This is a genomic window from Sphingomonas flavalba (assembly GCF_047553045.1).
Taxonomy (GTDB): Bacteria; Pseudomonadota; Alphaproteobacteria; order Sphingomonadales; family Sphingomonadaceae; genus Sphingomonas_L; species Sphingomonas_L flavalba_A.
Map to the genome: position 1 here is coordinate 2634408 of NZ_CP180208.1, position 18524 is coordinate 2652931.

At 68.5% G+C, this 18524-nt stretch carries 18 protein-coding genes, 2 tRNA genes and 1 riboswitch; of the genes, 16 read left to right on the plus strand and 4 right to left on the minus strand.

All coding sequences use genetic code 11. The features are described 5' to 3' along the window. Nucleotides 1-141 precede the first annotated feature (141 nt). From ACMT1E_RS12620 to metE, 4 genes are all read left to right on the plus strand, one after another. The gene (locus ACMT1E_RS12620; RefSeq protein ID WP_414900661.1) at nucleotides 142-423 is read left to right on the plus strand and encodes an integration host factor subunit beta; all 282 of its coding nucleotides are present in this window, start codon (nucleotides 142-144) and stop codon (nucleotides 421-423) included. A 161-nt stretch (nucleotides 424-584) separates the two neighbouring features. Further along, entirely contained in the window at nucleotides 585-1688 is a 1104-nt protein-coding gene (locus ACMT1E_RS12625) for an endonuclease/exonuclease/phosphatase family protein (RefSeq protein ID WP_414900663.1), read from the plus strand. A gap of 34 nt (nucleotides 1689-1722) precedes the next feature. Continuing rightward, nucleotides 1723-1808, plus strand: a tRNA-Leu gene (locus tag ACMT1E_RS12630). Between the two features lie 139 nt (nucleotides 1809-1947). Then, a riboswitch (cobalamin riboswitch) is annotated at nucleotides 1948-2166 on the plus strand. 240 nt (nucleotides 2167-2406) lie between these two features. Next, nucleotides 2407-4731: a 5-methyltetrahydropteroyltriglutamate--homocysteine S-methyltransferase gene (gene metE, locus ACMT1E_RS12635; protein ID WP_414900664.1), complete on the plus strand. Its 2325-nt coding sequence runs from the start codon at nucleotides 2407-2409 to the stop codon at nucleotides 4729-4731. Nucleotides 4732-4854: 123 nt separating this feature from the next. On the opposite strand, the gene ACMT1E_RS12640 is transcribed toward metE, so the two are convergent. Next, nucleotides 4855-5580, minus strand: coding sequence for a hypothetical protein (locus ACMT1E_RS12640; protein ID WP_414900665.1), 726 nt, complete (start codon nucleotides 5578-5580; stop codon nucleotides 4855-4857). Nucleotides 5581-5781: 201 nt separating this feature from the next. Here ACMT1E_RS12640 and ACMT1E_RS12645 point away from each other — a divergent pair, with 201 nt between their 5' ends. From ACMT1E_RS12645 to ACMT1E_RS12670, 6 genes are all read left to right on the plus strand, one after another. Then, a complete protein-coding gene (locus tag ACMT1E_RS12645) occupies nucleotides 5782-6213 on the plus strand; it encodes a DUF3576 domain-containing protein (RefSeq protein WP_414900667.1) in 432 nt (143 codons plus the stop codon). Nucleotides 6214-6228: 15 nt separating this feature from the next. After that, the gene (leuS, locus tag ACMT1E_RS12650) at nucleotides 6229-8739 is read left to right on the plus strand and encodes a leucine--tRNA ligase (protein ID WP_414900668.1); all 2511 of its coding nucleotides are present in this window, start codon (nucleotides 6229-6231) and stop codon (nucleotides 8737-8739) included. Beyond that, nucleotides 8736-9233 carry an LPS assembly lipoprotein LptE gene (gene lptE, locus ACMT1E_RS12655; RefSeq protein WP_414900669.1) on the plus strand — a complete coding sequence of 166 codons (498 nt, stop codon included), beginning with the start codon at nucleotides 8736-8738 and terminating at the stop codon, nucleotides 9231-9233. The genes leuS and lptE overlap by 4 nt, the downstream gene beginning before the upstream one ends. Further along, nucleotides 9230-10261 (plus strand): DNA polymerase III subunit delta, encoded by a 1032-nt coding sequence (gene holA, locus ACMT1E_RS12660; RefSeq protein ID WP_414900671.1) that lies wholly within the window; start codon nucleotides 9230-9232, stop codon nucleotides 10259-10261. Before lptE ends, holA begins: the two co-directional genes overlap by 4 nt. After that, the gene (locus ACMT1E_RS12665; RefSeq protein WP_414900672.1) at nucleotides 10258-10809 is read left to right on the plus strand and encodes a (2Fe-2S)-binding protein; all 552 of its coding nucleotides are present in this window, start codon (nucleotides 10258-10260) and stop codon (nucleotides 10807-10809) included. The genes holA and ACMT1E_RS12665 overlap by 4 nt, the downstream gene beginning before the upstream one ends. A 105-nt stretch (nucleotides 10810-10914) precedes the next feature. Further along, nucleotides 10915-11832, plus strand: coding sequence for an RcnB family protein (locus ACMT1E_RS12670; protein ID WP_414900673.1), 918 nt, complete (start codon nucleotides 10915-10917; stop codon nucleotides 11830-11832). 64 nt (nucleotides 11833-11896) lie between these two features. On the opposite strand, the gene ACMT1E_RS12675 is transcribed toward ACMT1E_RS12670, so the two are convergent. The 3 genes from ACMT1E_RS12675 to ACMT1E_RS12685 all read right to left on the minus strand — a co-directional run bounded on the left by ACMT1E_RS12675 (nucleotide 11897) and on the right by ACMT1E_RS12685 (nucleotide 13678). Beyond that, nucleotides 11897-12307 carry a glycine zipper 2TM domain-containing protein gene (locus ACMT1E_RS12675; protein WP_414900674.1) on the minus strand — a complete coding sequence of 137 codons (411 nt, stop codon included), beginning with the start codon at nucleotides 12305-12307 and terminating at the stop codon, nucleotides 11897-11899. A 183-nt stretch (nucleotides 12308-12490) separates the two neighbouring features. Then, a complete protein-coding gene (locus ACMT1E_RS12680) occupies nucleotides 12491-13375 on the minus strand; it encodes a PEPxxWA-CTERM sorting domain-containing protein (protein ID WP_414900675.1) in 885 nt (294 codons plus the stop codon). A gap of 217 nt (nucleotides 13376-13592) precedes the next feature. Further along, nucleotides 13593-13678, minus strand: a tRNA-Tyr gene (locus ACMT1E_RS12685). A gap of 97 nt (nucleotides 13679-13775) precedes the next feature. Between ACMT1E_RS12685 and rlmB the strand changes: the two genes are divergently transcribed. The 6 genes from rlmB (at nucleotide 13776) to sucC (ending at nucleotide 18491) form a co-directional block, all read left to right on the plus strand. Beyond that, nucleotides 13776-14516, plus strand: coding sequence for a 23S rRNA (guanosine(2251)-2'-O)-methyltransferase RlmB (rlmB, locus tag ACMT1E_RS12690; protein WP_414900676.1), 741 nt, complete (start codon nucleotides 13776-13778; stop codon nucleotides 14514-14516). A gap of 14 nt (nucleotides 14517-14530) precedes the next feature. After that, complete coding sequence (locus ACMT1E_RS12695; RefSeq protein ID WP_414900677.1) at nucleotides 14531-15190, plus strand: hypothetical protein; 660 nt, start codon at nucleotides 14531-14533, stop codon at nucleotides 15188-15190. A gap of 68 nt (nucleotides 15191-15258) precedes the next feature. Continuing rightward, entirely contained in the window at nucleotides 15259-16311 is a 1053-nt protein-coding gene (gene crtY / locus ACMT1E_RS12700) for a lycopene beta-cyclase CrtY (RefSeq protein WP_414900678.1), read from the plus strand. Then, nucleotides 16311-16889: a TIGR00730 family Rossman fold protein gene (locus ACMT1E_RS12705; RefSeq protein ID WP_414900680.1), complete on the plus strand. Its 579-nt coding sequence runs from the start codon at nucleotides 16311-16313 to the stop codon at nucleotides 16887-16889. Before crtY ends, ACMT1E_RS12705 begins: the two co-directional genes overlap by 1 nt. A 2-nt stretch (nucleotides 16890-16891) precedes the next feature. Further along, nucleotides 16892-17185: a hypothetical protein gene (locus ACMT1E_RS12710; RefSeq protein WP_414900682.1), complete on the plus strand. Its 294-nt coding sequence runs from the start codon at nucleotides 16892-16894 to the stop codon at nucleotides 17183-17185. 109 nt (nucleotides 17186-17294) lie between these two features. After that, nucleotides 17295-18491 carry an ADP-forming succinate--CoA ligase subunit beta gene (sucC, locus tag ACMT1E_RS12715; RefSeq protein WP_414900683.1) on the plus strand — a complete coding sequence of 399 codons (1197 nt, stop codon included), beginning with the start codon at nucleotides 17295-17297 and terminating at the stop codon, nucleotides 18489-18491. Nucleotides 18492-18524 lie beyond the last annotated feature (33 nt).

Sequence of the window (18524 nt, forward strand, 5' to 3'; positions counted from 1 at the left end):
ACGGGGTGCGGCACCCGCCGCGCCCCGTTTTTCGTGCCCGGCATCCAAACAATGAATGATATTTCCCGCGTTTCATTCCTGATATGATGGCGCCGCCGCAGAGATGCGGGCGTTTGCGTGAAGATCCTGGCAGGAAATAGCATGATCCGTTCCGAGCTCGTCCAACGCCTGTCCAGCGACCATCCGGACCTGTCGCTGCGCGAGGTCGAGAAGATCGTCGCGGTGTTCTTCGATCAGATCAGCGAACGGCTGGCCGAAGGCGGTCGGGTCGAGCTGCGCGGCTTCGGCGCCTTTTCGACCCGCGCGCGGGATTCCCGCGTCGGTCGCAATCCGCGCACCGGCGAGACGGTTGCCGTCGATGCCAAGCGCGTCCCCTATTTCAAGCCCGGCAAGGAAATGCGCGCCCGCCTCAACGCGGACTGACGCCCGGCCCCTTCGTTAAAGCTCCCGTTCTCGCTGCGCCGCCCGCCCCGCGCCGCGCCCTGAGTATCGCCAAGCGCACGCTGCGTCGTTTCACGGCGCTGCAACCCGGCTGACATCGCCACGACCCATTGCCGGCCTAGCGCGGCGGCAAGGGGGCCGCCATGTCACCATATCGCCGCATGCTGCTCTGCGCCGGCGCCGTCGCGCTGGCGGCGACCGGGTCGAGCAGCGGGACCGTTCGCGACATACCGGCGCCGTCGGCGCCGGCGGCGACGCCGATCCGCGACCAGCCGCTGTCGGTCCTGACCTATAACATCGCCGCCCTGCCCTGGCCGCTCGCCACTGGCCGTGGCGCGGCGACAGGCCGGATCGCCGCCCGCCTGGCCGCGATGCGGCACGCCAACCGCCAGCCCCGGATCGTGCTGTTGCAGGAAGCGTTCACGCCGGAAGCGGCGCGGATCGCCCGGCATGCCGGCTATCGCCATGTCGCCACCGGGGCAGACACCGCCCTGCGCAACGCGGTGCCGCCGACCGCCGCCGACATCCGCTTTCTGGCTGACGCGCGCCCGGACCGGGGCGAAGGATGGGGCAAGCCGCTGGGCAGCGGCCTGATCATCCTGTCCGACTACCCGATCGTCGCGGTGCACCGCATGGCCTTTCCCGATTTCGCCTGCGCCGGATTCGACTGTCTGGCCAATAAAGGCGTGTTGATCGCCCACCTCCGGGTGCCCGGCTTCGCCACGCCTGTCGCGGTCGCCAACGCGCATTTGAATGCGCGCCGGGCGTCCGGCGTACCGGTGGCGCGCGCGCATGCAGCCTATCAGCGGCAGGTAACGCTGATGGCCGAATTCATCGGCCACCATGTCGCAGCCGATGCGCCGCTGTTCCTGGGCGGCGACATGAATATCGGCAAAGACCCGGACCGGGCACGCACCTTCTTCGAGCAATTCGCGCGCATGGGCTTCAGCTTCGTCGCCCCCGGACATGGCGGGTTGCGCCGTGCGCTGGCTATCAGGTCGTGGACCGACCCCGATGCCCGCGATGCCCTCGTCTACGCCGACCGCCACGGCAAGGACTGGCTGTTCGCGCGGGCGGCCGGCGGCGCGCCGATGGCGATCGCCGGCGCGCATGCGCCGTTCCGGCCGGAGCGCGACGGCAAACCGTTGTCCGACCATGTCGGCTATGTCATCGATTATCGTCCCGCGCCCGCGACGATACGCCTGACCGCCGGACGGCCCACACCCCGGCAACGCATCCCGACTTGACCCGCTACCATAAACGCGGCTTTTGCGGTTGCGTGCGGACGTGGCGGAACCGGTAGACGCAGCGGACTTAAAATCCGCTTCCCCATGGGAGTGCGGGTTCGATTCCCGCCGTCCGCACCAGATTTCAGGCAACCTCGATGATGCGCGCGCCCTTTTGCCCGGCTAGCGGAAACGCGTGCCTGCGCCGAGCGAAAGCGGCGCTTGGCAGGAACATATAAAGATTTCTTTATATGTCGATTGACATGCTCGCCGCGTTCGGCTTTAAGGGCGTGGTCGAGGTTCTCCGCGTCGTTCGCGGCGCGGAGCTAAGACGGGAAGCCGGTGGCGCCCGCGAGGGCGGAGTCCGGCGCTGCCCCCGCAACTGTAAGCGGTGAGCGCAGGTCCGATCGGGGTCACTGGTGCCGACCGGCACCGGGAAGGCCGGGACCTGAGCGACGACCCGCGAGCCAGGAGACCTGCCTCGTCACGATAACGTCCTCGGGCGGGGTGCCCCGATGGATCGCGCGAGAGCACCCGCGCGTCCATTCCGCAGCCCGCCCGCAATGCAGGTGTGTGTCATGCGGTTTTCGTCGTCCATCACCCGATCGATCCGGCCGCCGCCCGGCCCGCACCGCGCGATCGCGCCCGGCTGACCCGCCGCGCGTCGCGCGCCGCCGAATACCGCACTTCATCCCCCAGCTAACCGGCGGGCACCCTGCCCGGCCGGAGGAGATTCTCTATGTCTGTCATCGTCGCCAATCTCGGCTTTCCCCGCATCGGCCCGCGCCGCGAGCTGAAGACCGCGCTCGAGGCCTTCTGGTCCGGCAAGACCAGCGAGGCCGATCTGCTGGAAACCGCCGCCGCGCTGCGCGCCGCCACCTGGGCACGGCAGAAGGCGCTGGGCGTCGAGGTGATCCCAAGCAACGATTTCTCGCTGTACGATCAGGTTCTGGACACCAGCGTGACGGTCGGCGCGATCCCGGCCATCTACCGCCCGCTCGGCGCCGCCGATTCGCTGGCCGTCTATTTCGCGATGGCGCGCGGCACCCAGACCGGCGTCGCCGAGGAAGGGTGCAGCCATGGCCACGGCGCCCATACCGACGTACCGGCGCAGGAAATGACCAAGTGGTTCGACACCAATTACCATTACATGGTCCCGGAAGTGACCGCGAACCAGAATTTTGCGCTGACGTCCACCAAGGCGATCGACCAATTCAAGGAAGCCAAGGCGCTTGGTTACCACACCCGGCCGGTGATCCTTGGTCCGGTGACCTGGCTGCTGCTTGCCAAGGCCAAGGACGCGGCGTTCGACCCGCTGACCCTGCTGCCGGCGCTGCTGCCGGTCTATAGCGAGCTGCTCAGCCGGCTACGCGACGCCGGCGCCGACTGGGTGCAGATCGACGAGCCGGCGCTGGTCCTCGACCTCGACGCGCGGGCGCGCGAAGCCTTCGCCACCGCCTATCGCCATTTCGCCGATACTGTCGGCGGGCTGAAGCTGATGCTCGCCACCTATTTCGGCGCGCTGGGCGACAATCTGGACACCGCGCTGGCGCTGCCGGTCGCCGGGCTGCATGTCGACCTGGTCCGCGCGCCGGAGCAGCTTGACGCCGTCGTCGCCAGGGCGCGGCCGGACCTGCTGCTGTCGCTGGGCGTCGTCGACGGGCGCAACGTGTGGAAGGCGGATCTGGGCGCGCTGCTCAACCGGCTGGAGCCGGTGGCCGGGCAGTTCCAGAAGCTGCAGATCGCGCCGTCCTGCTCGCTGCTACACACGCCGATCGACCTGGCGCTGGAGACCAAACTCGACGCGCAGGTGGCGAGCTGGCTGGCGTTCGGCGCGCAGAAGCTGGAGGAACTGGCGCTGCTCGGCAAGGCGCTGAACGGCGGGCGGGCGGCGGTGGCCGACGCGCTGGTCGCCAACGCCTATGCGATCGCCGACCGGCGCGCGTCGCCGCTGGTCAACAACCCGGCGGTGCGGACCCGGCTGGCCGGGATAGACGCCGGCTGGGCACGGCGCGAGACGCCGTTCGCCGAGCGGATCAAGGCGCAGCAGGCGGTGCTGAACCTGCCGCCGCTGCCGACGACGACGATCGGGTCGTTCCCGCAGACGGCCGAGGTCCGCAAGGCCCGCGCCGCCCACGGCAAGGGCGTGCTGGACCAGGCGGGGTATGACGCCTTCCTGCGCGAGGAGACCGAGCGCGCGATCCGCTGGCAGGAGGAGATCGACATCGACGTGCTGGTCCACGGCGAGTTCGAGCGCAACGACATGGTCCAGTATTTCGGCGAGCAGCTTGCCGGTTTTGCCTTCACCCGCGCGGCGTGGGTGCAAAGCTATGGCTCGCGCTGCGTGCGGCCGCCGATCATCTACGGCGACGTGTCGCGGCCGCAACCGATGACGGTGGCGTGGTGGCGCTATGCCCAGTCGCTGACCGACCGGCCGGTCAAGGGCATGCTGACCGGGCCGGTGACGATCCTGCAATGGTCGTTCGTCCGCGACGACCAGCCGCGTTCGGACACCTGCCGCCAGATCGCGCTGGCGATCCGCGACGAGGTGGTCGACCTGGAGGCGGCCGGCGCCAAGATCATCCAGATCGACGAGGCGGCCTTGCGCGAAGGGCTGCCGCTGCGCCGCGCCGACTGGCAGCATTATCTGGACTGGGCGGTCGAAAGCTTCCGCATCACCGCATCCGGCGTGCGGCCGGAAACCCAGATCCACACCCACATGTGCTATTCCGAGTTCAACGACATCATCGAATCGATCGGCGCCATGGACGCCGACGTGATCTCCATCGAGACATCGCGTTCGAAGATGGAACTGCTCGACGCGTTCGTGACCTACAAATATCCGAACGAGATCGGGCCGGGCGTCTACGACATCCACAGCCCGCGCATCCCGGCAACGCGCGAGATGGAAGAGCTGCTGCTGAAGGCCGGCGAGCGGCTGTCCGCCGGGCAGTTGTGGGTCAACCCCGATTGCGGCCTGAAAACCCGCAAGTGGGAGGACGTGAAGCCGGCGCTGGTCAACATGGTCGACGCGGCAAAGGCGGCGCGGGCGGCGCTGGTCTGACCGTAACGGGGGAGCGGCAGCTGCGTCGCTCCCCCCTATTTCTTCCGGTGTCAGGTTAAACGCGGGCCAGCGCGACGAAGCACAGGGCCGGACGCCCCGCGCGACACCCGCGATACAATGCTGTCAGAACTTGAAGGCGGTGCCGATGTAGACGGCCTGGCTGTCGCGCCGGGCGTCGCTGCTCGGTTGCAGCCGGTCACGCTGGCTCTGGTAACGCAGGCCGGCGGTGACATCGATGTTGCGGGTCAGCGAATAGGAGCTGGCGAGATCGACCGAGACGCGCTCGTCATCCGCGACCAGCCGGGGCTGGTTGCCGATCGGGCTGTCCTTGCCGACCTGGAGCCGGGTGCTGAACCGCGGCGCGTTGTAGCTGACGCCGACGTCGACCTTCTGCCGGCTGCCCGGCATCATGCCGAGATCGACCTTGGCGACGTCGCCGGACAGGGCGAAACGCTTCCAGCCGACCGAAACGCCGAGGTTGTAGGCGATCGGCGACAGGCCGGAGGTGGCGGGCGCCTGCCCGGCCATCCGTTCCGCCTGGGCACGGCTGCCGGTGGAGAGCGCGCGAACCGCGACCGTGACCGACCGTTTGCCGTTGAGCGCCGCCGCCGATGGCGTGAAGCGGAAACCGGAACCGCCGGGCAGCCCGGCGCGGGCCAGGCTGGCCGCCATGCGCGGATCGGCGCCGGCCGGGGTGAATGTGCCCAGCCCGCCATTGGTCAGCGCATTGCTGACCCCAAGCTGGCCGGCCAGATCGTCCGCGCGGGCACCAAATACGGGAGACAGGGCGAAGCCGAGGACGGCAATCGCCACCCCCGTCATCCCTGCAATCCCCCGCAATCCGCGCATCGCGAATCCCCAACTCGTAGTTCGGCCTGCCGTCTAGCACGATTCGAGAACACGTCGCCACGTGCGGAATCGCTTTTCAGCCGATTGTTGCACAACATCCACAATCGTGGTCGATCGCCCCGCTTTGCGCGCCTTGCGGGGACGGCGCGAGGGCTTATAAGCGGCCTTCGACCGCATTCCGGCGTATTTCGAGGAAGTGAGATGGCCGTTCCCATTCGTCCCCTGATCCTGATTCTCGCGCTCGGCCTTGCCGCCTGCGGCCAGAAAGACCGCCCCAGGACCGACCTGGCCGCCGCGAAGATCACCCAGATCGGCGTCAATTCCTATCTGTGGCGCGCGTCGCTCGACACGCTGTCGTTCATGCCGCTGGTCCAGACCGATTCCAACGGCGGCGTTATCGTCACCGACTGGTACGCCAACCCGCAGACGCCGACCGAGCGGATGAAGGTGACGGTGACCATTCTTGATCAGGATCTGCGCGCCGACGCACTGAAGGTGGCGGCGCTGCGCCAGGTCAGCCAGAACGGCCAGTGGCTCGACGCGCCGGTGCAGGCGGCGACGGTACAGAAGCTGGAGAACATCATCCTGACCCGCGCCCGCGACCTGCGCCGCAATTCGATCACCAAGGGTTAAGGGATAGGGCAGCCGATGGCTTCGCGCTTCAATCCGCGCATCGCCGACGCGCGCTGGCAGAAGGCGTGGGACGACGCCCAGGCATTCCGCGCCGACGACCTGTCGCCAAAGCCGAAAAGCTATGTGCTGGAGATGTTCCCCTACCCGTCGGGGCGCATCCACATGGGCCATGTCCGCAACTATACGATGGGGGACGTTCTGGCGCGCTACCGCCGGATGACCGGCCACGAAGTGCTGCACCCGATGGGCTGGGACGCTTTCGGCATGCCGGCCGAGAATGCGGCGATGGAAAAGAAGGTCCACCCCGGCAACTGGACCCGCGCCAATATCGACACGATGCGAACCCAACTGAAGGCGCTTGGTTTCGCGCTCGACTGGAGCCGCGAACTGGCGACCTGCGAACCGGACTATTACGGGCAGGAACAGGCGCTGTTCCTCGACCTGTACGAGGCCGGGCTGGTCTATCGCAAGGAATCGGCGGTCAACTGGGACCCGGTCGACATGACCGTGCTCGCCAACGAGCAGGTGATCGACGGGCGCGGCTGGCGATCCGGCGCGCTGGTCGAGCGGCGCAAGCTCAGCCAGTGGTTCCTGAAGATCACCGCCTTCGCCGACGAACTGCTCGCCGGTCTGGGCACGCTCGACCAGTGGCCGGACAAGGTGCGGCTGATGCAGGAGAACTGGATCGGTAAGAGCCAGGGCATGCAGTTCCGCTTTGCCCTGTCCGACGGCGAGGCGGTCGAGGTGTTCACCACCCGGCCGGACACGATTTTCGGCGCCAGTTTCGTCGCCGTCGCCACCGACCACCCGCTCGCGGTGCGACTGGCGCAGGACGACCCGGCGCTGGCCGCGTTCATCGCCGAATGTCGCGCCGGCGGCACCACCGCCGCCGAGATCGAGACGGCGGAGAAGAAAGGCTATGACACCGGCCTGACCGCGACCCACCCGTTCGACCCGGATTGGGCATTGCCGGTGCATGTCGCGAATTTCGTGCTGATGGACTACGGCACCGGCGCGGTGTTCGGCGTGCCCGCGCACGACCAGCGCGACCTGGATTTCGCGCGCAAATACGGCCTGCCGGTGCGCCGGGTGGTCAGCGAGGGCGACGAGACGGCGGCCGATTTCGCCGGCGACACCGCCTATACCGGCCCCGGCACGCTGGTGAATTCCCGCTTCCTGGACGGCATGGCGGTCGAGGCGGCGAAGCAGGCGGTGATCGGCCGGGCCGAGGCCGAAGGCTGGGGCAAGGGCACGACGGTGTGGCGGCTGCGCGACTGGGGCGTGTCGCGCCAGCGTTACTGGGGCACGCCGATCCCGTTCATCCATTGCGAGGCGTGCGGCGTCGTGCCGGTGCCGAAGGCCGATTTGCCGGTGAAGCTGCCGGAAGACGTGACCTTCGACATACCGGGCAACCCGCTGGACCGCCACCCGACGTGGAAGCACGTCCCCTGCCCCACCTGCGGCGGCACCGCGCGGCGAGAGACCGACACGCTCGACACCTTCGTCGATTCGTCCTGGTATTTCATCCGCTTCGCCAGCCAGCCGGACGACAAGCCGTTCGACCGCGCCGTCGCCGAGCAATGGTTGCCGGTCGGCCAGTATATCGGCGGGGTCGAGCATGCGATCCTGCACCTGCTCTACGCCCGTTTCTGGACGCGGGCGCTGAACCGGATCGGCCGGCTGGCGATAGAAGAGCCGTTCGCCAGCCTGTTCACCCAGGGCATGGTGACGCACGAGACCTATCGCACCGCCGCCGGCCAGTGGGTTGGCCCCGACGATGTCGAGCGCACCGACAAGGGCGCGACGCTGCACGACACCGGCGAGGCGGTAACGATCGGCCGCGTCGAGAAGATGTCGAAATCGAAGAAGAACGTCATCGATCCGGCACCGATCCTCGACCGTTACGGCGCCGACGCGGTGCGCTGGTTCATGCTGTCCGACAGCCCGCCCGAGCGCGACCTGCCCTGGTCCGAAGCCGGGATCGAGGGCGCCTGGCGGTTCATCCAGCGGGTCTGGCGGCTGGTCGACGGCGTCGGCGCGCCCGGAACCGACGCCGACGCGACGCTGAAACGCAAGACCCACCGGATCATCGCCGCCGTCGCCGAGGATATCGAGGCGCTGTCGTTCAACAAGGCGGTCGCCAAGCTGTATGAGTTGACCACCGCGATCGAAAAGGCGCCGGCTGGCCCGGCGCGCGATGCCGCGACCCGTATCCTGATCCGCCTCGTCGCGCCGATGGCGCCGCATCTGGCGGAAGAAGCGTGGGCGCAGCTGGGCGAGCAGGGCCTGATCGCCGCCGCCGACTGGCCCGCCGTCGACCCCGCGATGCTGGTCGACGACGAAGTGACGATCGCGATTCAGGTCAACGGCAAGCTTCGCGACAAGCTGACGGTGGCGAAAGGCACCCCGCGCGAGACGGTGGAGGCGCTGGCGCTGGCGTCGGAAAATGTCGTGCGCATCCTGGACGGCAAGCCGCCGCGCAAGGTGATCGTTGTGCCCGACCGGCTGGTCAACCTGGTCGCATGAAGCGGCTGGCGCCCCTGCTGGCGGCGTGCCTGATCCTTGCCGGCTGCGGATTGCGGCCGCTGTACCAGGGCGGCGGCAGCGGCGCGGTGGCGCAGGCACTGGGCGGCATCGAGGTCGCGGCGATCGATGGCAAGGCCGGCTGGCTGGTCCGTAACGCAATCACCGACCGGATCGGGCCGCCGACCGGCACGCCCCGTTACCGGCTGGAAGTCGAGCTGGACGACCGGATCAGCGGGTTCGGCGTGCGCCGCGACGATGCGGTGACGCGGGAGCGGCGGACTTTGCGCGCGCGCTACCGCCTGCGTGACGCCGGGGCGGGCACCGTCCTGCTCGACACCACCGCCAGTTCGGACGCCGGCATCGACGTGGTCAATTCCGACTATGCGACGATCGCGGCGGAAAATACCGCGCTGGAGAACCTGTCGCAGGCGATTGCCGACCAGATCGTCGCCCGCCTCGCCCTCTACGCCAGCCGCAGCCCCGGCGGGCGATGAAGGTCAATCGCGGCCAGATCGAGCGCGCGCTCGACCAGCCGGGCACCGACATCCGCCTGTTCCTGCTCTACGGCCCGGACGAATCCGGCTCGGCGGCGCTGGCCGAACGGCTGGCGCGGGCGATGGGCCCGGAGGCGGAGCGCATCGACCTGGAAGGAAGCGCGGTCGGCCGCGACCCGGCGCTGCTCGCCGACGAGGCGGCCGCCTTCTCGCTGTTCGGCGGCGCGCGCTACATTCGCCTGCGGTCGGCCGGCGACGAATGCGCGGATGCGGCCGCCGCGCTGCTCGACGCACCGGCAGCGGGCAACCCGGTGATCGTGCTGGCGGGCACGCTGAAACCATCGTCGCGACTGCTGAAGCTGGCGCTGGCGGCGCCACTGGCGATGGCTTTCGCCAGCTATGCGCCGGAAGGCGCCGATGCGGGACGGCTGGCGATCGGTATCGGCCGCGACCTCGGCCTGCGCATCGCGCCGGACGTCGCACGGCGACTGGTCGATTCGACCGGCGGCGACCGCGCGCTGCTGACCCGCGAGATCGAGAAGCTGGCGCTGTATGTCGACGCCGCGCCGGACCGGCCAGGCGAAGCAGGGCATGACGCGCTCGACGCGGTGGGTGTCGACAATGGCGACACCGATCTGTCGCGGCTCGTCGACACGGTGCTTTCGGGCGCGCCGGCGGCGGCCGGCGCGGAGATCGACCGGCTGGGCACGGCCAATGCGCTGACCCCGCAGGCCGCGCGTGGCCTGCTGCGCCGCGTCGCGTTGCTCGCCCAGTTGCGCGCCGATGTCGAACGCGGGCGGGCGCCGGAGGATGTGGTCGAAGCGGCGGGCAAGACGATTTTCTGGAAAGAGAAGCCGGTTGTCGCCCGCCAGCTCCGCTTGTGGACGGCCACCGACCTGATTCAGGTGCACGGCCGGCTGCTCGGTGTCGAACGGCAGCTGAAATCCTCGCAGTCCGCCGGGCCGGTCGCCGCCGCGGCCGAACTGCTGGCGATCGCCCGGGCGGGCGCGCGAAGGCGGCAGGCATGACCCGTTTCACCGTCAATAACCAGCCGGTGTTCTACAAGATGGACCCGGACACGCCGCTGCTCTGGGCACTGCGCGACGCGTCGAACCTGATCGGCACCAAATATGGCTGCGGCACCGGCGATTGCGGCGCGTGTACCGTCGATGTCGACGGCGAGGCGGTGAAAAGCTGCCGGGTACCGATCGGCGCGCTGGAGGGCCGGTTCGTCACCACGATCGAAGGTCTGTCGCGCGACCGCAGCGACCCGGTGCAACAGGCCTTTGCCGCGGAGAACGTGCCGCAATGCGGTTTCTGCACGCCGGGCATGATCATGGCGGCGGCGGTGCTGCTGAAGAAACTGCCGGAACCGAGCGACGCCCAGATCGACGCGGCAATGACCAATCTGTGCCGTTGCGGCAGCTATCCGCGCCTGCGCGAGGCGATCCGCCACGCCGGGCGGGTGCTGCGCGGGCAGGAGCCGCTGGCCGCGGCGCCGCCGCCCGGCATCGACCCGGCCGACGCGGCACGCGCGGTGCCGGCGCTGACCCCGGTGACGCCGACCAAACGCTGAAGCTTTCAATTGGCTGTCACCTGAATTCAGCACCGGCTCATCGACTCCGGCCTATTCACCGGGCATCGTCCGCGACGGCTGACGGCGCGGTGGAGGAGAAAGGTCATGAAGAGACTCATTATCGGGCTGCTGCTTGCCGCCACCGCCGTGACCCCGGCGCTGGCCCAGCGCGGCCAGCAGGACGGCAATCGCGGGTGGCGCGGCGGCGGGCAGGCGAGCCAGAGCCACCGGCAGGCACCACAGCGTGCAACCCCGGCTGCCCCGCGCCAGACCCAGACACCAAATCGTGCCGAATTCCGCGATCGGGCGGTGCGCACGCAGCCGCGCCCGGACGCACAGCGGCAGCCACCGGCGCAGATGCGGGTGCAGACGCCGGGCGAACGGCGCGGGTTCCGCGGCGACCTGCGTGACAATGCGCGGCCCGATCCGCGCGCCGAGCAACGCGACACCCGGATCAACCGGCCGGTGACAAACCCGAATCGCGGCAACTGGCGCCAGGACCGGCCTGATCTGCGCGACGGCCAGCGGGTCGACCAGCCGCGCCGGCCCGACGCGCGGAACCAACGCCCCGACAACTGGCGACAGGGTCGGCCGGATATCCGCGACACCAACCGCCGCGACGACAATCGGCGCGATTACCGTGACCGGTCCAACTGGCAGGATCGCGGTAACTTGCATAACGGCCGAAACTGGCAGGACCGGCGCCAGCACAACTGGGATCGCGGCTGGCGCAACGACCGGCGCTACGACTGGCAGCGCTATCGCGCGCGCAACCGGAATATCTACCGCATGCCGCGCTACTATGCGCCGCGCGGCTGGGGTTACGGTTACCGGCGCCCGTCGATCGGCATCTATCTGGACGCGATGTTCTTTGCGTCCAATTACTGGATCAACGACCCGTGGTATTACCGGCTGCCGCCGGCCGGCTACGGCTATCGGTGGATCCGTTACTATAACGACGCGCTGCTGATCGACGAACGCACCGGCTATGTCGTCGATGTGATCAACGACTTCTTCTATTAAACAGGAAAGGGCGCTTCCCCCCGGTAAAGGGGAAGCGCCCTTTTTCCGTTTCCGGCACTGGCGGTTACTTGCAGCGGACGCCGCTCTTGTCGATCTCCCGTCCGGCCAGCGCGCCGCCAGCGGCGCCGAGGATGGTTCCAAGCGTTTCCGACCCGCCCGGCGCGATGATGTTGCCGAGCACGCCGCCGGCGATGCCGCCGACGATCAGGCCGGTGGTGCCGTCGTTGCGGCGGCAGTAATAGCGACCATCCTGCCCGCGGTAGACGCGCTCGCTGCGGTTGAGCCGCCGTTCGCGATAGCGTGGCCCTTCGCGATAATAGCGATCGGCATTATAGCCGTTGTAGCTCGGGTCCGGCCGGTTCCAGTCATAGCTGCGATAGGCGTTGCCCGGACGGTCGTAACCGCCGTCGCCGACGCAGCCGCCCAGCAAAGTCGCCGATCCCAGCAGGGCGGCCCATGCGAATTTGGCATTCATGTCATATTCTCCCACGCAGTCGATCTTCGGTAATGATCGGCAACAGGAATAGTTGCACTTCCGTGCCAATTGCCGCGCCGCGCGGAAGACCGGGCCGCACGAAACGCGATGGCGGCCGCGCGCTAACACAGGAACGCCGCCAGCCCAAAGGCCGGCGGCGCCCCAAGTACCGTTCCACATCTATCAGGCGTAGCAGACGCTCATCCGCCGCCGGCTGCGGAGCGCGCCGCCGACCAGCCCGAATCCGGCGATCAGCAAGGCCCACGTCGCCGGTTCCGGCACGGCGCCGGTTTGCGGCGTCTGGGCGAAGCCGAGGAACTGGCCCGATTCGGAGGTGAAGCTGCCACCCGGCGCGTCGATGCTGATCGTGCTCGTATTGAGCGAGTTCATCGTGATCGAGCCGACAAGCGTCCCCGGCGTGGCGATCAGGTTGAACGCGGCGAACACGTCATAGGCCTTACCGGAAGTGAGATAGAGGTCACCGCCAAGTGCGCCGTTGAAGAAGGTGTAGAAATTGTCCGGCTCGTTCTGGAAGGTTGCGATTTCGTAGTCGACGAAGAGTGCTTCGGCGGAATGGGTACCGAACAGCGTCCAGTCCTTCCACGTCGCGTTCGATCCGGCTTCGTAGATCGCGAAATGCGCCTCGATGCCGATATAGCGGGTTTCGAAGTCCGGCGGCGTTCCGGTAAATAGCTGGTCGGCGAAAATCTCGCTGTCATATTCGTAGCGGAAGCTGACTGGCGTGGCGCTGTCACCGGTATAGACGATCCGGTCGCGCATCACGCCGGTGGCGCCGCCGAACACGTCGGTCGGGCCGTTCATTTCCAGATAGGTCTTTATCGTCCCCTGCCCCAGGTCGACATACGCCTCCAGCCGGGTGAATCCGTCGTTGAACGTCGCCGAGTTGCTGGTGAGATCGTTGATGGACAGGCCGTCTTCCATCCCTCCGTAATATTGCAGCACCGGCCGGACGAAATATTCCGCCCGCGCGCTTTCGACTGGCGCCAGACCGACCCCGAAAGCGGCGGCGACACCCGACATGACGATGGTTTTGCCAAGATTACGCATGAGAATCCCCTACACTCCATGACCTGGCATGAAGGCCCGAGCGCCCCCGCCAATCATTAAGGCGTGAGAAACCATGCGGACGGGTCAGGGTGAATTTACCGCCCCTGTCCCGATGTGAGACAGGGGCCGCCGCGCCCGGTCACAAGTGGACGACGCCGCCGCAGCGGCTGCGATTCGGGGTCTTTCGGGAGCCACCGGCCGTTTGTGAAACGGCGCGTGGTGGACAGGGCTGGATTCGAACCAGCGTACGCTCACGCGGGCAGATTTACAGTCTGCTGCCTTTAACCACTCGGCCACCTGTCCGGGAGGCGGCTCAATGGCGAAGAGCAACGCGCCTGTCAATGCGGGCACGGCGTTATGGCGCTTGCATCGGCGGGGTGCTCCGCGCCAGAAGCGCGCGATGCGCAAGGGCCAAAGACCATCGAAGCCGCAGGGCGGCCGTCCCCGTTTCTGGGGGCGCCACGCCGTGCTTGCCGCGCTGGCCAATCCGGCGCGGCGGGCGATCCACCTGTGGGGCACGCGCGAAGCGCTGGCACGCGTCGCGCTGCCGCCCGCCCTGCCCGTCACCTATGCCGACGGCGCCGACCTTGGCCGGCTGGTGCCGCGCGAGGCGCCGCACCAGGGGCTGGTGCTGGAAGTCGAGCCGCTGGAGGACATCTGGCTGTCGGAGCTGCTCGACCAGGGGCGGGACGACCGGCGGCCGCTGCTCGTCCTCGACCAGGTAACCGATCCGCACAATGTCGGCGCCATCCTGCGCTCTGCCGCGGCGTTCGACGCGCTCGGCATCGTCACCCAGGACCGCCATGCCCCGCCCGAATCGGGCACGATCGCCCGGTCCGCGTCCGGCGCGCTGGAGATTGTGCCGTGGGCGCGGGTGGTCAACCTGGCGCGGGCGCTGGACGAGATCGCCGAGGCCGGGTTCTGGCGGATCGCGCTAACCGGCGAGGCGGAGGCGACGCTGGCGGAGGTGATGGGCACGGCCCGGATCGCGCTGGTGCTGGGCGCCGAGGGCGAGGGGCTGCGCCACAACAGCGCCGTCCATTGCGACGAGCGGGCGAGACTTCCGATCAGCCCGAAGATAGAAAGCCTGAACGTGTCGAACGCGGCGGCCGTCGCGCTCTACGCGGTGACGACACGCTGAGGGGGGCGAAGCCGATGACCGCGCCGCTGTTCCGCATTGCGCTGGCGCTGGCCGCGCCGCTGTTGCTGATGGGTTGCCTGCTGTCGCCGGGGACATTCACGGCGCGGCTGACGATCAACGCCGACCGCAGTTTCGCCTTTGCTTATCAGGGTGAAGTCTATGCCAGCGACGGGCCGGACGCCGGCAAGCTGGGCAAGGAGGGGAAGCCCGATCCGGCGGCGAAGGCGGAGACCGAGGCCAAGCGCAGGGCGATGGCGGCCGCGCTGGCGAAGGAGGCAGGTTACCGGTCCGTGTCCTACGCGGGTAACGGTAAGTTCCTGATAGATTACGCGATTTCCGGCACGCTGAACCACGGCTTCGTCTACCCGTTCAACAGCGACGCGGAGGTGGTGTTCCCGTTCCTGGTCGTCGAGCTGCGCGGCAAGGACATGGTGCGGGTGAAAGCGCCGGGATTTGCCAATGCCGCCGACAAGACCGGCGGGATGCCGGGTATGCGCGACAGCGCCGACAAGCTGAACGGAACCTTCACCCTCGACACCGACGCCGCCATCGTCAGCCAGAACAACGAGGACGGCGCGAGCGAAGCCGGCGGGCGCCGGACGATCCGCTGGCAGGCGACACCCCTGGTCAAGGATGCCCCCGCCGCAACCCTGCGGGTGGCGCCGCTGCCCTGACCCGTCGGTTCGACCTGGCGATCGTCGGCTGCGGCCCGGCGGCCGGGCTGATCGCCTATGCGCTGCACGTGCGGCGGCCGGAACTGGCGGTGGCGCTGATCCCCGGCGGCGCGGACGACAGCGAGGTCGTCCATAGTTGCTTCGCCAACGACATCGCCGCCGCCGACCGGTGGATCATCGAGCCGTTCGTCACCCGAAGCTGGAACGGTTACCGCGTCGTGTTTCCCGCCCACCGGCGGGCGCTGGGCGTGCGGCTGCTTGCCGTCGCCGGCGGCGACTTCGCCGTCGCGCTCGACCGGATGCTGCCCGCCGAAGCGCGGATCGACAGCTGGGCGGTGCGGGTGTCGGCGACGCAGGTCGCGCTGGCCGAAGGCAGCCTGATCGAGGCGGGCGGGGTGATCGACGCGCGCGGCGCCGGCGACCTGAGCCTGCTCGGCATCGGCTGGCGCACCGGCCTGACCCGCGCCGTCCGCACCCCCGGCCCGCACGGGGTGGCGGCACCGGTGATCGTCGACGCCGCAGTCGACCAGCGCGACGGATGCCATCTGGTTACGGTGCTGCCGATCAGCGCCGACCGGCTGCACATCGCCGACAGCCGTTACCAGATCGACCGCATCGCCGACCGCGGTGCCCATGCCGAGGGGCTGGATGCCTATCTGGCCGCAAATGGCTGGTCCGGGGCGGCGACCGAATGGGAAAGCCACGGCGCGACGCCGGTGCCGCTCGACGGCGATTTCGACGCCTATTGGCAGTCCGGCGGCGCCGGCACCGCCAAGGCCGGGGTCGGCGCCGGGCTGTTCCACCCGGCGACCGGGCGGATGCTGCCCGATGCGGTGCGGCTGGCGGCGTGGGTGGCGGATTCGCCCCCCCTGCCCGGCCCGGCGCTGCACGACGCGCTCCACGCCCATGCGCTGCGGACATGGGAGGCGCGCCGTCCCTATCGCCAGATCGCGGCACTGCTGTTCCGCGGCGCCGCCGATGCGGAGCGCTACCGGATCATTGAACATTTCTATCGGCAGCCGACCGGCCTTATCGAGCGTTTTCACGCCGGACGGTCGACACCGATCGACCGGCTGCGCATCCTGGCCGGGCGGACGCCCTTTGGAGGAAAGGCGAGATAATGCGAATCGCTGTTTATTGCGGATCGAGCAGCGGGTTCGACCCCGCCTTCGCGGGCGCGGCCGAAGCGGTGGGCCGCCAGCTGGCCGAGGCCGGCATCGGCCTGGTCTATGGCGGCGGCAATATCGGGTTGATGGCGGTGCTGGCCGACGCGGCGATCGCCGCCGGCGGCGAGGTGATCGGCGTGATCCCGCAGGCGCTGGTCGACCGCGAACTGGCCCACCCCGGCTGCACCGAGCTGCACATCACCACCAACATGCACGCACGCAAAGCGCTGATGGCGGAGAAGGCCGACGCCTTCGTTGCCCTGCCGGGCGGCATCGGCACGCTGGAGGAGCTGTTCGAGGCGTGGACCTGGGGCCAGCTGGGCTGGCACACCAAGCCGTGCGCGCTGATCAACACCGCCGGTTTCTACGATGACCTGATCGCCTTTCTCGATAGTTCCGTCGCGCATGGCTTCCTGAGTGCCGAACACCGCGCGATGCTGATCGAGGTCGAGGCGGTCGCCGACCTGATCGACCGGATCGGCGATTATATTCCGCCGCAGGTCGGCAAGTGGATCGACCGCAAGGATTTGTGACGATGCGCGCGCTTTCGCTGGCGGCATTGCTTCTCCTCGCGTCGTGCGCGTCGCCCGAATCGCGGGTGCGGTCCGCGCTGATCGACGCCGGCCTGTCGCCGCGCGTCGCGACCTGCATGGCCGGGCGGATGGTCGACCGGCTATCGACGGCGCAGCTGCGCCGACTCGGCGGGCTGAAGCAGGCCGGGCAGGCGCGTTCGGTGCCCGCCTTTCTGGACGCGCTGCGCGCGCTGGACGACCCGCACATCCTGTCCGTCACCGGGCGCGCCGCGCTGCACTGCGCGGTCGGGGGCTAACGGCAAGCGCCGGAAGGGCACGGGCCGGGCCGACGGGGTTTCCTTGACGGCCAAGCTATGCTTTAGCCGCTCGCGACTCCCCAACAACCAGAGCGGAAGTGCGGCCGAGATGAATATCCACGAATATCAGGCGAAAGAATTGCTGGCGAAGTTCGGCGTACCGGTTCCGGCCGGTTATGCGGCGCTGAGCGTGGATGAGGCGGTGGCCGCTGCCGGCAAGCTGCCCGGGCCGCTGTATGTCGTGAAGGCGCAGATCCACGCCGGCGGGCGCGGCAAGGGCAAGTTCAAGGAACTGCCGGCCGAGGCCAAGGGCGGCGTGCGGCTGGCACGCACCGCCGACGAGGTCCGCACCGCGGCGAGCGAAATGCTGGGCAACACGCTGGTCACCGTCCAGACCGGCGAGCAGGGCAAGCAGGTCAATCGCCTGTACGTGACCGACGGCGTCGACATCGCCAAGGAATTCTACCTGGCGCTGCTCGTCGACCGGGCGACCGGGCGCGTCGCCTTCGTCGTGTCGACCGAGGGCGGCATGGACATCGAGACCGTCGCCCATGACACGCCGGAAAAGATCCACACGTTCAGCGTCGACCCGGCGACCGGTTTCATGCCGCACCACGGCCGCGCCGTGGCCAAGGCGCTGGGCCTGACCGGCGACCTGGCCAAGCAGGCGCAGAGCCTGGCCGGCAAGGTGTATGACGCGTTCCTCGGCACCGACGCCGCGCAGATCGAGATCAACCCGCTGGCGGTGACCGACGACGGCAAGCTGATGGTGCTGGACGCCAAGGTTGGTTTCGATTCCAACGCCGCCTTCCGCCACAAGGACCTGGCGCCGCTGCGCGACGAGACCGAGGAAGACCCGATGGAGCTGGAGGCCAGCAAGTACGACCTGGCCTACATCAAGCTGGACGGCGACATCGGCTGCATGGTCAACGGCGCCGGGCTGGCGATGGCGACGATGGACATCATCAAGCTGAACGGGATGTTCCCGGCCAACTTCCTTGACGTTGGCGGCGGCGCCACCACCGAGAAGGTGACGGCGGCGTTCAAGATCATCCTGTCCGACCCGGCGGTGAAGGGCATTCTCGTCAACATCTTCGGCGGAATCATGCGCTGCGACATCATCGCCGAAGGCATCATCGCCGCCGCCAAGGAAGTGAATCTGTCGGTGCCGCTGGTCGTCCGGCTGGAAGGCACCAATGTCGAGCAGGGCAAGCAGATCCTGGCCGGCTCCGGCCTGCCGATCGTCGCCGCCAACGACCTAGGCGACGCGGCGAAGAAGATCGTCGCCGAGGTGAAGGCGGCCTGAGCGCAAGGCACCCCCGCCCCGGTGGGGATCGTA